This window comes from Kitasatospora sp. NPDC034023 (assembly GCF_055575795.1).
Genome location: NZ_JBVIRY010000001.1, coordinates 581,522 through 594,648, shown reverse-complemented (window position 1 = coordinate 594,648; position 13,127 = coordinate 581,522). Strand labels below are relative to the sequence as shown.

General features: G+C 73.6%; 9 protein-coding genes and 1 tRNA gene. 6 read left to right on the top strand and 4 right to left on the bottom strand.

Features of this window, described 5'->3' with window-relative positions:
• Positions 1-92 precede the first annotated feature (92 nt).
• Complete coding sequence (locus ACZ52R_RS02640) at positions 93-1,355, bottom strand: rhodanese-like domain-containing protein (protein ID WP_465752532.1); 1,263 nt, start codon at positions 1,353-1,355, stop codon at positions 93-95.
• A 278-nt stretch (positions 1,356-1,633) separates the two neighbouring features.
• Here ACZ52R_RS02640 and ACZ52R_RS02635 point away from each other — a divergent pair, with 278 nt between their 5' ends.
• A complete protein-coding gene (locus ACZ52R_RS02635; protein WP_465752530.1) occupies positions 1,634-4,411 on the top strand; it encodes an ATP-binding SpoIIE family protein phosphatase in 2,778 nt (925 codons plus the stop codon).
• A 32-nt stretch (positions 4,412-4,443) separates the two neighbouring features.
• Here ACZ52R_RS02635 and ACZ52R_RS02630 read toward each other — a convergent pair whose 3' ends face one another.
• Together ACZ52R_RS02630 and ACZ52R_RS02625 are read right to left on the bottom strand one after the other, a co-directional pair.
• Positions 4,444-5,157, bottom strand: coding sequence for a hypothetical protein (locus ACZ52R_RS02630; protein ID WP_360498143.1), 714 nt, complete (start codon positions 5,155-5,157; stop codon positions 4,444-4,446).
• 256 nt (positions 5,158-5,413) lie between these two features.
• The gene (locus ACZ52R_RS02625) at positions 5,414-7,183 is read right to left on the bottom strand and encodes a phosphatidylglycerol lysyltransferase domain-containing protein (protein ID WP_360498181.1); all 1,770 of its coding nucleotides are present in this window, start codon (positions 7,181-7,183) and stop codon (positions 5,414-5,416) included.
• Positions 7,184-7,583: 400 nt separating this feature from the next.
• Between ACZ52R_RS02625 and ACZ52R_RS02620 the strand changes: the two genes are divergently transcribed.
• On the top strand, positions 7,584-8,237 hold the full coding sequence (locus tag ACZ52R_RS02620; protein ID WP_465661761.1) for a response regulator: 654 nt from the start codon (positions 7,584-7,586) through the stop codon (positions 8,235-8,237).
• Positions 8,234-9,379 carry a sensor histidine kinase gene (locus tag ACZ52R_RS02615; protein ID WP_465615464.1) on the top strand — a complete coding sequence of 382 codons (1,146 nt, stop codon included), beginning with the start codon at positions 8,234-8,236 and terminating at the stop codon, positions 9,377-9,379. The genes ACZ52R_RS02620 and ACZ52R_RS02615 overlap by 4 nt, the downstream gene beginning before the upstream one ends.
• Positions 9,380-9,459: 80 nt before the next feature.
• Here ACZ52R_RS02615 and ACZ52R_RS02610 read toward each other — a convergent pair.
• Positions 9,460-9,543, bottom strand: a tRNA-Leu gene (locus ACZ52R_RS02610).
• Between the two features lie 419 nt (positions 9,544-9,962).
• Here ACZ52R_RS02610 and ACZ52R_RS02605 point away from each other — a divergent pair.
• Genes ACZ52R_RS02605 through ACZ52R_RS02595 form a run of 3 tightly spaced genes read left to right on the top strand, consistent with a single transcriptional unit; the run spans position 9,963 to position 13,127 of the window.
• Positions 9,963-10,823, top strand: coding sequence for a DUF3662 and FHA domain-containing protein (locus ACZ52R_RS02605; RefSeq protein WP_360498147.1), 861 nt, complete (start codon positions 9,963-9,965; stop codon positions 10,821-10,823).
• 46 nt (positions 10,824-10,869) lie between these two features.
• Complete coding sequence (locus ACZ52R_RS02600; protein WP_360498149.1) at positions 10,870-11,427, top strand: FHA domain-containing protein FhaB/FipA; 558 nt, start codon at positions 10,870-10,872, stop codon at positions 11,425-11,427.
• Positions 11,428-11,480: 53 nt separating this feature from the next.
• Complete coding sequence (locus tag ACZ52R_RS02595) at positions 11,481-13,127, top strand: PP2C family protein-serine/threonine phosphatase (RefSeq protein WP_360498151.1); 1,647 nt, start codon at positions 11,481-11,483, stop codon at positions 13,125-13,127.

Genomic DNA, 13,127 nt, shown 5'->3' with positions numbered 1-13,127 from the left:
GTACCGGCGCACTCGCGCGCCCATCCTGCCCTACCGGGCGACCGGCCCGGGAGGACGGGAGGACGGGAGGCCTCCTCGGAAGCTCCGGCGCCTCAGAGGACGAAGGCGTCCTGGCCGGTGCTGCTCACCATCGGACGGCCGGCGCCCTCCCAGGCGTACATCCCGCCGTCCACGTTCACCGCGTCACGGCCCTGCTGCACCAGGTACTGGACGACCTGCGCGGAGCGGCCGCCGACCCGGCAGAGCACGTACAGCTTCCCGTCGGGCAGCTCGTCGAGCCGGCCGATCACCTGGCCCAGCGGGATGTGCAGTGCGCCGTCCACGTGGCCGGCGTCCCACTCGTCCTGCTCGCGGACGTCCAGCAGGACGGCGTCGGCGGGCACGGCGGCGGCTTCGGCGGTGGGGATCTGCGCGAACATCGTGTGGCTCTCCTGAGGGGGGTACCTCCCGGCCGAAGGCTGGGGGTCGGTCGGGTCCGTGCCATTGTCGCCCACCGGCGCCGGGCCGTGGCTCTCCACCGAGCCGTGGTCCTCCGCCGCCGGGCCGTGGCCGCCGAGCAGCCGCTCCAGCTCGGCCTGCCGGTCGGCGGCCTTGGCCAGCAGTTCCTCGGCGAGCTGCTCGAGCAGCCGGTCCGGGTCCTGCGGGGCGAGGGCGAGCAGCTCGCCCATCGGGGTCTGCTCCAGCCGGACCTGCTCGGTGGCGGTCTCGGCGATCTTGGCGGTCAGCCAGTCCAGCCGGCGGCGCAGCCAGTCCGACCGGTCGGCGGAGTCGAGGGCGGGCGCGGCCTCCGGCGCGGTGGACCACTCGGCGGCCAGGCCCTCCAGCGCGGCGGCGTCCCCGAACGCGTAGGCCTCGTTGACCCGGGCCAGGAAGGCGGCCCGGCGCTGCTGCTCGGCCGGGTCGGTGGTGAGGTCGGGGTGGGCGCGGCGGACCAGCTCGCGGTAGATCCGCTGGGCGTCCTTGCCGGGCCGCACCCGGCTCGGCGCGGCGGGCGGCGGCGGGGCCGCCTCCTCCCCCTGGCCGGACTGCTCCCGCTGCTCCTGCACGGAGTCGAACAGCGCGTCCAGGTCCGGCAGTTCCTCGACCTGCTGCCGTGCCTCGGCGGCCCGGCGCTGGTCCTCGGGCAGTCCGGTGCGGGCCGCGATGGCCTCGGCGACCAGCGCGTCCAGCTCGTCCAGCCGGGCGTAGAGCGGGCCGAGCAGCTGGTGGTGGATCAGGGCGAAGTTGTCGATCTCGACCCGCAGCGTCTGGACGTCCACGTCCATGCTGAGCCAGGCGAGCTCGGCGGCGGCGACCCGCTCCTCCAGCTCCTGCTGCTCCGGGTCCGTCCAGCGGGCGGGGCTCTGCGCGCTCACTTCTCGCCTCTGTCTCGTCCGGCCGGCTGCGTCCTGCGGGTCCGCCGCACGGGCGGTCCGGCCTGCCACCCTACCGCCGCGCGCGAAAGCCCCGTCCGGGTGAACCGGAGGTACGGACCGGCGCGCGCCGCACGACACGCAACCGATACTGATGAATCTCCCCGTTTCGGTATCAAGCCCGGCCCGGTCCGTGCTTCGCTGGTATCCGCACAGCGAGCCTTCCTCCGGAGAGACGGCCGCCTCCAGGCGTGGCGGCCAGGCGGGAGCAGAGCGAATCCATGGTGGCCGAGTCCAACTCCACACCGCGTCCGGCGGCCGACGGGACCGAACCGGGCGACCACCCGACGGGCGTGGCCGCCCTGGTCCGGCTCGCCCTCGTGCTGGTCGACCGGTCCGGCCGGATCGCGCAGTGGGGCCGGGCCGCCGAGGAGCTGTTCGGACACCGCGCCGAAGTCGCCCACGACCGCCCCGCCTCCGGCCTGCTGCCCGCCGTGGAGTCGCGGGTGCTCGGCCGGTGCGCCGTCCGCCGCGCCTGCGACGCGTTCGACACCCTCGCCGAGCTGACCGCGGCCGGCCGTCCCTGGGCCGGCCGGCTGACCGTCACCGACCGCGAGGAGCACCAGCGCGACGTGCTCTGGTGGGCCTACCCGCTGCCCGGCCCGTCCGGCGGGCTGCTCGCGCTGGCCGCCGACGCCCGCCCGCTGCGCACCACCGGCCCCCGGCTCGCGCTCGGCGAGCGGCTGCTGCCGTTCGCCGCCACGCCCGCCGCCCGGGGCGGCTTCCACGGGCTGACCGCAGCACTCACCCCACCCGCCGACCGGGTGCCCGAACCGCTGGCCCGGCTGCTGCCCGCCGGCCACCGCACGGCGATGGCGACCGCGATCGGACTCGGTGGACTGCCCGCCCTGCGGCTGGACGCGGTCACCGTGCTGCCGGTGCTGCCCGCCGACGCGCAGACCGGGACGGCGCACGCGGCCGCCGGTCTCGGCCGCCGCTACCCGACGCCGCAGCAGCGCGTCTCCCGGGTCGGCCCGCCGCCGCAGCCCGAGCAGACCGCGCCCGGCCGCCGTTCGCCCGCCCCGCTGCCCGCCCCGCGCGAGGCAGCGCAGCGCGAGGCCACCGAGCTCCCCGTCCCCCAGCCCGTCGCCGCCGTCAGCGGCGCCCCGGCGGGCGGCGGCCCGTCCGTCCCTCCCCCAGCCTCCGGCCGGGAGGTACCCCCACCCACCGGAGGAGGAGCCGCCATCGACCGAGCCGCCGTCGAGTCGTCCGCCAAGGGCCACCCGCCGCTCCGCGCCGACCAGGCCCCGCCCGCCGCCATGCCCGTCCCGCTCCCCGCCCCCGCGAGCCCCGAGGCCCCGCCGCCCGGCCGGCTCAGCCCCTTCCTCACCAACGGGCAGGCCGGCGAGCAGCTGGCCCTGCTGAACGAGGTCGGCGGCAAGGTCGGCACCACCCTGGACCTCGGCTTCACCGCCCACGAGCTGTGCCACGTGCTGGTCCCCCGGGTCGCCGACTTCGCCTGCGTGGACCTGGTGGACGGGCTGATCTCGGACTCCGAGCTGCCGGTCGGCCGCCCGGACGACGCCACCATGCTGCGCCGGGTCGCCCTGGTCTTCAACGAGACCGGCGGCGCCTGGGACCACGTGCTCACCGAGGGCTCGCTGGTCAGCATGCCCCGCCGTACCCCGCCCGGGATGGCCCTGCAGCTGAACCAGCCGGTGCTGGTCCCGGTGATCAGCGCGGACGTCGCGGTCGACTACGCGATCGCGCTCGGCGGCGCCCGGCTGGCCCCGGTGGTCTCCGGCCGTTCGATGCTGGTCGTCCCGCTCTCCGCCCGGGGCACCGTGCTGGGCATCCTCAAGCTGCTCCGGCTGCCCGACCGCGCCCCCTTCGACGAGAGCGACGCCGCGACCCTCAAGGAGCTGGCCGTCCGCGCCGCGCTGTCGCTGGACAACGCCCGGCTACACCGCGCCGAGGCGAGGGTCGCCACCACCCTGCAGCGCTCGATGATCCCGACCCGCCCGCCGCAGATCCCCGGCGTGCAGATCGCCCACCGCTACCTGCCGGGCGACCCCAAGGCCGAGGTCGGCGGGGACTGGTTCGACGCGATCCAGCTGCCCGGCAGCCGGGTCGCCCTGGTGGTCGGCGACGTGATGGGCCACGGCATCCACTCGGCCGCCGCGATGGGCCGCTTCCGCACCGCCATGCAGACCCTCGCCGCCCTGGACCTGCCGCCCGGCCAGCTGCTGCGCCACCTGGACAACCTGGCCCACAAGCTCGGCGACGACCACCTCGCGACCTGTCTGTACGCGGTCTACGACCCGATCAACCGGACCTGCGAGCTGGCCAGCGCCGGCCACGTCCCGCCCGTCCTGGTGCACCCGGACGGCACCGGCGAACTGTTGGAGATCCCGGCGGGCGCGCCGATCGGCGTCGGCGGGGTGCCGTTCGTCGCCAAGACCATCGACGTCTCGGACGGCTCGATGCTGGTGCTGTGCACCGACGGCCTGGTCGAGGTCCGGGGCGGGGACATAGGGGCGGGCCTCGCCGCGCTCTGCGGCAACCTGATCGACCCGCAGCAGAGCCCCGAGCAGGCCTGCGACGAGGTGCTGCGCCGACTGCACACCGACGACCGCAAGGACGACGTCGCCCTGCTGGTGGCCCGCTTCGACGGGGTCGCCCCGTCCGAGGTCGCCACCTGGGACCTCACGGTGGACCACCGTGAGGTGCGCCGAGCCCGGTCGCTGGTCCGCGAGCAGCTGGCCGCCTGGCACCTGGAGGCCCTCAGCGACACCACCGAGCTGCTGGTCAGCGAGCTGGTGACGAACGCCGTCCGGGTCGCCCGGGACCGGGTCCGGCTCCAGCTGATCCGGGTGGACAAGCTGCTGGTCGAGGTCAGCGACGACAACCACAACCTGCCCTCGCTGGAGCCGGCCGAACAGCTCGGCGAGACCGGCCGCGGCCTCACCCTGGTCACCAAGCTCGCCGAACGCTGGGGCACCGCCCGCAAGGCGGTGGGCAAGGTGGTCTGGTTCGAACTGGCCCTCCCACACGCCTGACGGCCGCCCCACCCTTGAGGCGAGCGGGCGAATCAGGGAATAACGGCCCCGGCCGACCGGCGCCGCCGGGCTTCCACGGCGACCTCCCGCGAGGCGGCCGCGGCCACCGAGGTGGCGGCGCCGACCCCGGCCAGCACCCGAGGCCAGAAGTCCCCGAAGACCTCGACCGCGACGGCGATCAGCAGCGCGGTGATCACCGCGACCACGTGCTCCAGGCCCGCCAGGTTCGGCAGTATGACCGCCTCGCCGACCATCACGGCCACCACCAGGCCGGCAGTGAACCAGGCCCGGCACCGGAAGGCGATGCAGATCGCCAGCGCCACCACCGCGGCCGACGGCCCGGTGTCCCGCACGTAGGCGACCCACTTCGGGAAGCCGAACAGGTGGCCCGGCCCGACCGCCACGCCGACCCGGGCGAACAACGTGCCCGCCAGGGTGCAGGCGTAGGCGACCACCAGGGTCATCCGCCGGCCGAGCACGATCTCGGCGATCGCGAAGACCACGAACACCTGGGCCAGCGCCCCCCAGACCGGCAGGTCCAGCGCCGGAACGTACAGCGACAGCGGGGTCCGCAGCAGCGAGACCTCCAGCGGCAACGCCGCCCGCACCACCCCGATGTGGCTGACGAAGTGCTCACCGCCCGGCAGGTGCTGGACGATGCTGAACAGCAGGATCAGAAACGTCGCCAGCGTGGCCAGCGGAACAGCGGCGAACTTCTTTCGCGCCACCGTGTTCCGAACCGTCACGAACAACGTTCCCCACTCGGCGACAGCGGCCGTTCTGGCTAGCGCCAGCGGCCCCTTTCGCACGCCCCCCGCGTGGGTCCTGTAAATCACAACCGTTTCTCCGAATCCCCGAACCTTCTACTACTCCAACATTAGAAGCCTGTTAACAATGGGCACATCGGCAGGGATGGGGATAAGGGTCATCCTCAGGGGGGAGAGCGATCCCCCCTCCGGACCCCCATCCGGCTACCGGCCCCCTCCGCCCCCCGACGGAGGGCTACCCCTTCCCGTCCCGGGCCGCCACCGGGACCCGGGGCGCCACCACGGGTGCCCCGGCGTGCCGGCGTCGGAACAGGGCGGGCAGGCTCGGCGCGACGATGAAACCCTCGGCGCGCGCGCTCGCGATGCCGATCCGCGGAATCTCGCTGCTCTTCTCGAACAGCAGGTAACGCGGCTCCCAGATCGGCCGGTACTTGGCATTCGCCCGGTACAGCGACTCGATCTGCCACCAGCGCGAGAAGAAACCCAGGGTGGAGCGCCACAGCCGCAGCACCGGTCCGGCGCCCAGGCGCGAACCGCGCTCGAAAACGGACCGGAACATCGCGAAGTTCAACGACACCCGCTTCAGCCCGACCTCCTCGGCGCGCTGCAGCAGCTCGATCACCATGAACTCCATCAGGCCGTTCTCGGTGTCGCGGGCCCGGCGCATCAGGTCCAGCGAGAGCCCGTCCGGGCCCCACGGGACGAAGCTCAGCAGCGCCTTCAGCTCGCCCTCGCCGTCACTGCACTCCAGCATCACGCAGCGGCCGTCGCCGGGGTCGCCGAGCCGGCCGAGCGCCATCGAGAAGCCGCGCTCGGTCGCCCCGTCGCGCCACTCGTCGGCCTTGGCCACCAGCTCGGCCATCTCGGTCTCCGAGATGTCCTCGTGGCGGCGGATCCGCACCGTGTACCCGGCCCGCTTGACCCGGTTGTACGCCTGCCGGACCACCCGCATCGCGCGGCCGTCCAGCGAGAACTCGTCCAGCTCGACGATCGCCTCGTCGCCCAGCTCCAGCGCGTCCAGCCCGTGCCGGGCGTAGATCACTCCGGCCTCCTCGGAGGCGCCCATCACGGCCGGCGCCCAGGCGTGCTCGCGGGCTTCGGACAGCCAGGCGTCGATCGCGCCCGGCCAGGCCTCCGGGTCGCCGATCGGGTCGCCCGAGGCGAGCGAGACGCCGCCGATCACCCGGTAGGTGACCGCCGCCTTGCCGCTGGGGGAGAAGATCACCGCCTTGTCCCGGCGCAGCGCGAAGTAGCCGAGCGAGTCCCGCTCGCCCTGCTTCTCCAGGAGTCCGCGCAGCTTCGCCTCGTCCTCCGGGTTGAGCAGCTCGGTGCCCCGCGGGCTGCGGAAGGCCACGTACAGCACCAGCAGGAAGAGCGCCCCGCCCATCGCGTTGATCGCGGCGTTCACCCAGGTCGGCGCGGCGATGACCGAGCGCAGGTGCTCGGACGGGGTGATGGTGATCATCCGGCCGACCGAGTACCGGAAGAGGTCCCAGAAGCCCGCGCCGGTCAGCTCGTTGGTCAGCCAGACCAGCAGCGCGCCGACCCCGCCGCCGAACACCAGCCCGCCGACGAAGGTGGCCGCCGCGGTCTTCGGGTTGGAGCTGTCGCCCTTGGACGTGAACTCCTTGCGCCCGATCAGCAGCGCCAGCACGAACAGGCAGGTCAGGATGGTGGAGAAGTAGTTGAGCGGGTGCTCGTGGAACCGCTCGTCCGGCAGCACCATGAGCGCCAGGTAGAGCAGTGCGAACAGGCCGCCGAGCGCCGCGTTGAAGATCCACGCGGCCCGCTTGCGCCGCCGCATCGCGACGGCGAGGAAGATCGACAGCACCGCGCTGGCCAGGCCCGAGGTCATCAGGTACGGGGTGAAGTACTCACCCTCGTTGTGCTCGCTGACCTGGTTGCGGAAGGGCACCAGCAGCACCGTCGCGACGTTCAGCAGGGCGATCAGCCGCAGGTACCAGACGGAGGCCACGGCGGCCCGCGGGCGCCAGCGGTCGAGCACGCCGACGGGCCGGGGCCCGGGTGACGTGGCGGACGGCTCCGACTTCACAGTGGACGACACAGCTCAATTCCAAACGATCAGATGGTGGGGCGCATCCGCGTACGGCCCGGCGGCGGGCGCCCGCACGGGCCCGACGGACTGACCGGCGACACCCGTCCGACCGTCCGCCCAGGTGAGGGAGTGGGCCGGAAAGGCTCAGCCAACTCCATGGTTCCCCACCAAGCCTGAGAATTACGTGAACCGGGTAGCGGATTCCCACCCCCGCCGAACGGCGGGGGTCGCCACCCCCCGGGCGTTCGGCGCCCCGCCCCGGCTACCCCTACCCTCGGAAACGACCCACGCGGACCGCCCCCACCCGGCCGCCCGAACCGAGGAGGCACCAATCACCACCACCCGCGTGCTGATCGTCGACGACGAGATCCTGGTCCGCTCCGGCCTCGGTCTGATCGTCGGTTCCGCCCCCGACCTGGAGGTGGTCGGCGACTGCTCCGGCGGCCAGGCCGAGGAGCACGTCCAGCGCCTGCGCCCGCACGTGGTGCTGCTCGACATCCGGATGCCCGACCTGGACGGCATCTCGGTGCTGCGCCGGCTGCGCGCCCTGCCCGACCCGCCCGCCGTGGCGATGCTCACCACCTTCGACACCGACGAGTACATCGGCACCGCGCTGCGGGCCGGCGCCGTGGGCTTCCTGCTCAAGGACACCGCCCCCGAGCAGCTGGTGCACGCCGTCCGGGTGCTCGCGGCCGGCGGCAACATCCTCTCCCCGACCGTCACCCGCACCGTGATCGGCGGCTACGTGGACGGCGGCGCCCCGGACGCCGAGGCCACCTCACTGGCCCGCACCCTCACCAGCCGGGAGCTCGACGTGCTCGCGCTGCTCGGCGAGGGCCTGTCCAACGCCGAGATCGCCGACCGCCTCTTCCTCGGCACCGGCACCGTCAAGGACCACATCAGCGCGATCCTCGGCAAACTCGGCGCCGCCAACCGGGTGCAGGCCGCGGTCCTCGCCCACCGGGCCGGCCTGGTCCGGCCCAAGCCCGGCGACGGAGCATGACGACCGCCGACCAGCTGCCGTCCGGACGGCTGCCGGCCTGGTGCACCGCCCCCTGGCTGATGCTGCTGCTGCCCGTCCTCTACTCCCTGCTGGACGCCGCCCTGGTGGCCCGGGACGCCACCTGGTGGCAGGTGACCCTCTCCACGCTGGCCGCCGTCGCGCTGTTCTGGCGCCGCCGCTTCCCGGTCGTGGTGCTGCTGCTCACCATGCCCGGCAGCTGGGTGGACGAGATCTGGCTGGCCCCGATCACCGCCGTCTACACAGTGGCCGCCGAACGTCCCCGCCCGCGGTTCGTGATCCCCTGCGGTGTCCTCTTCACCCTGGTCGAGTTCTTCCACTGGCCGCTGCCCGACAACGTCTTCAACCTGAGCCGGGCCACCGCCCTCGACGCCATCCAGGCCGTGATGCTGGCCGCCGGCCCGGCCGCCACCGGCCTGCTCTCCCGCACCCGGCGGGAGCTGGCCGCCCGCCTGGACGAGCTGACCCGCGGCCAGGAGCGGGAGAGCCGGCTGCTGGCCGAGCGGGTGCTGATCACCGAGCGCGGCCGGCTCGCCCGGGAGATGCACGACGTGGTCTCGCACCAGGTCAGCCTGATCAGCATCCAGGCCGGCGCGCTCCAGGTCAGCTCCACCGACCCGGCCGCCGTGACCACCGCCCGCACCATCCGCGAACTGTCCGTTCGGACCCTGGACGAGCTGCGCCAGATGGTCGGGGTGCTGCGCGGCACGAGCGGCCGGCTGCCGGACGCCCCGCTCGCCCCGCAGCCCCGGCTGGCCGACCTGCCCCGGCTGATCGAGGAGAGCGGCCTGGCCGCCGACGCCGAGCTGAACCCCGGCGGCCCGTGGCCGGAGGCGGTGCAGCGGGCCGCCTACCGCACCGTGCAGGAGGCGCTGACCAACATCACCAAGTACGCCCCGGAGGCGCGGGTGCACGTGAAGGTCCGGGCGAAGGGCCGCCTGCTGCGGGTCGAGGTGCGCAACGACGCCCCGCCGGTCCACCCGGCCGAGCCCCTCCCGGGCGGCGGCCACGGCCTGGTCGGTCTGCGCGAGCGCGCCCAGCTGCTGGGCGGCACCCTCACCGCCGGCCCCACCCGGGACGGCGGTTTCGAGGTCCGCGCCGAGCTGCCCGCCACCCGTTCCTGAGCCACCGCGCCCCACTCCGGCAAGGACCGGTGGGACGACAAAAAAGCCCCGCAGATCCGTAGATCTGCGGGGCTTCGCTGTGCGCGAGGGGGGAGTTGAACCCCCACGCCCTTTCGGGCACTGGAACCTGAATCCAGCGCGTCTGCCTATTCCGCCACCCGCGCATGGGTGTTGTCCTCGTTGCCGACCGATCTTCCGAACCGCTCGGTACCATGAGGCCTTCGCGCTTCCTTGGACCGGCCTCCCTTCCGGGCGGCCCTTCCGACGTGGAAAACATTAGCACGACCTGCGGGGCTGCTCCGAATCGGTTCACCGACGAGACCGACCGCATCCGAACGGACGTACGCCGAACGCGTGCGCGAGGGAGGGGCGGCCGCTCCGACGGGCACACCTGGCGTGCCGTACCCGGAATGCGTCACCCTGTGTGTCCGAGCCCACCCCCGGGCACCACACGGTCCGGGAACCGTACGGAAGGGCCCGGCGTGGATACGATCAGTACGGAAGTACCGCAAGTAGGCACGGCCGGTTCGCGGGCGGGATCCGGTCGGCAGGCAGGCGAACGAACCCTGGAAGGGGGTGCCCCATGGGAGTGCTGAAGAAGTTCGAGCAGCGACTTGAGGGTCTCGTCAACGGCACCTTCGCCAAGGTGTTCAAGTCCGAGGTCCAGCCCGTGGAGATCGCCGGTGCGCTGCAGCGCGAGTGCGACAACAACGCGAGCATCTGGAACCGCGATCGCACCGTCGTGCCGAACGACTTCATCGTCGAGCTGAGCCCGCACGACCACGAGCGCCTCAGCCCCTACTCCGGGCAGCTCGGCACCGAGCTGGCCGGCATGGTCCGCGAGTACGCGGAGGCCCAGCGGTACACCTTCCTCGGCCCGCTCCAGGTGAACCTGGAGAAGGCCGACGACCTCGACACCGGCCTGTACCGGGTGCGCAGCCGGACCCTCGCCGCCGAGGAGCCCCAGCAGTACTCCCCGCCGCAGCCCGGCTACGACCGCCCGCCGGCCGCCCCGGCCCCGGGCGCACCGTGGCAGCAGCCCGGCGCCGGCCAGTACAGCGCGCCCCCGCCGCCGGCCACGCCCCCCGCGATGCCCCCGGGCCCGCCCGCGCCCGCCGGCGGCAACGTCCGCAACCTCCCCGGCGCCGGCCACGGCGGCACCTCGGTCCGCCGCTGGGTCGAGGTGAACGGCGCCCGCCACCAGATCACCGGCTCGGCCTGCGTGCTCGGCCGCTCCACCGAGGCGGACGTGCGGGTCGACGACCCCGGGGTCTCCCGCAAGCACGCCGAGATCCGGCCCGGCAGCCCTTCGATGGTGGTCGACCTGGGGTCCACCAACGGCATCGTGGTGGACGGACAGCACACCCAGCGCGCTACGCTCCGCGACGGCTCGCGAATCGTCGTGGGCTCCACCACCATCGTCTACCGGCAGGTCGAAGGGTAGTGTCCGAATTGTTCGCGCGCCTCGCTCACCGACTGGCGGGACGGTCATGTCAGAACTGACCCTCACGGTCATGCGGCTGGGATTCCTGGCCGTTCTGTGGCTGTTCGTCATCGTCGCTATCCAGGTGATCCGCAGCGACCTCTTCGGCACCAAGGTGAACCCGCGCTCCTCCCGTCGCGGCGCGTCCGCCACGGCAGGCGGCGGTGCACCCGCCCAGGCCGCGGGTCGCCCCACGCCTGCGCCGGCCGCTGCCGCCGCTGCCGCGTCGGCGGCGACCGTGGCCCAGCCCGGCGGCGGACGCCGTCGCGGCGCCCCGAGCCAGCTCGTCGTGGTGCAGGGCTCGCTGGCCGGCACCACCGTGGCGCTGCAGGGCCAGACCATCACGCTCGGCCGCGCACACGACTCCACCATCGTGCTGGACGACGACTTCGCGTCCTCCCGGCATGCCAGGATCTATCCGGATCAGACTGGGCAGTGGACGGTCGAGGATCTAGGCTCCACCAACGGCACCTATCTGGACCGGCAGCGCCTGACCGCGCCCACCCCGCTCCAGCCGGGCACGCCGATCCGTATCGGCAGGACCGTCATCGAACTGCGGAAGTAGTAGCGCATGAGGGACAGCATCCCGTCCATGACCCAGAGGGGGGCACAGGTCGCATGACCCTGGTGCTGCGCTTCGCCGCCGGCTCCCACAAGGGACTGATCCGGGAGGGGAACGAGGACTCCGGCTACGCCGGGCCGCGGCTGCTGGCCGTGGCCGACGGCATGGGCGGCGCCGCGGCCGGTGAGGTCGCTTCCTCCGAGGTGCTCGGCTCGATCGTCCGGCTGGACGAGGACGTGCCGGGCGCCGACCTGCTGACCCTGCTGGGCGACGCCGTCCAGGGCGCCAACGACCGGCTCCGGCAGATGGTCGAGGAGGACCCGCAGCTCGAGGGCATGGGCTGCACGCTGACCGCCATGCTCTGGACGGGCCAGCGGATGGGCATGGTGCACGTCGGCGACTCCCGCGCCTACCTGCTGCGCGACGGTTCGCTGGTGCAGATCACCCAGGACCACACCTGGGTGCAGCGCCTGGTCGACGAGGGCCGGATCACGCCCGAGGAGGCCGAGACCCACCCGCAGCGCTCGCTGCTGATGCGGGCGCTGGACGGCCGCGGCCAGGTCGAGCCCGACCTGTCGATCCGCGAGGTCCGGGCCGGCGACCGCTACCTGATCTGCTCCGACGGCCTCTCCGGCCCGGTCAGCCACCAGACCCTCCAGGACACCCTCGGCAGCTTCTACTCGCCCGAGCAGACCGTGCAGGAGCTGATCCAGCTCGCGCTGCGCGGCGGCGGTCCGGACAACATCACCTGCATCGTGGCGGACGTCATCGACGTCGGCGCCACGGACACCATGAGCGGCCAGTTCAACGACGTCCCGGTGGTGGTCGGCGCGGTCGCCGACGCCCCGCCGTCCTCGGCCGCCGCCGACCGCTCGATCGCGGACACCCCGGCCGGCCGCGCGGCGGGCCTCGGCCGCGGCCCGCAGGGCGCCTTCGGCCCGGCCGAGGGCTACGAGGCCGGCCACGACCCGTCGGCCGGCTTCGGCCCCGCCGAGGGCTACCAGGGCGCGTACGGCTCCGCCGAGCCCTCGGTGTACGGCACCGAGGACTTCGACGAGGAGAAGCCCCCGAAGCGCAAGCGCAAGGGCCTGACCGCCTCGGTGGCCGCCCTGGTCACGCTCGGCCTGCTCGGCGGCGCCGGCTACTTCGGCTACCAGTGGACCCAGGACCAGTACTACATCGGCGAGGACGGCGACCACGTCGCGGTCTACCAGGGCATCAACCAGAGCCTGGCCGGCCTGAGCCTGTCCTCGGTGCACGACTCGTACAGCGGCATCCAGCTCAAGTGGCTGCCGCAGGACCAGCGCGCCCACGTGAACAAGACCATCTCGGTCAGCAGCCTGAACGACGCGCAGACGACCGTCCAGGAGCTCGACGGCTGGGTCCAGCTCTGCCAGCGGGCCGCCAAGGCGGCGGCACCGGCGCAGGGCACCCAGGCGACGCAGGCCACCCATGCCGCGTTCCTGGCGACCACGCCGACCCCGGGCGAGAAGAACCGCGGCCCGGCCGCGGCGGCCCCGACCGCCGCGCCCTCGACCACGCCGACCCCGACGGCCCCGGGCACGACCCCCCCGAGCACGCCCACGCCGGGCGCGACCGCGCCCGCACCGAACGCCACTCCTCCGGCGGCCGGCGCGCAGGGCGACCAGAACCCGCTGACCGAAGACGAACTCAGCCGGGCCAACTCTTGCCCGAAGCAGTGA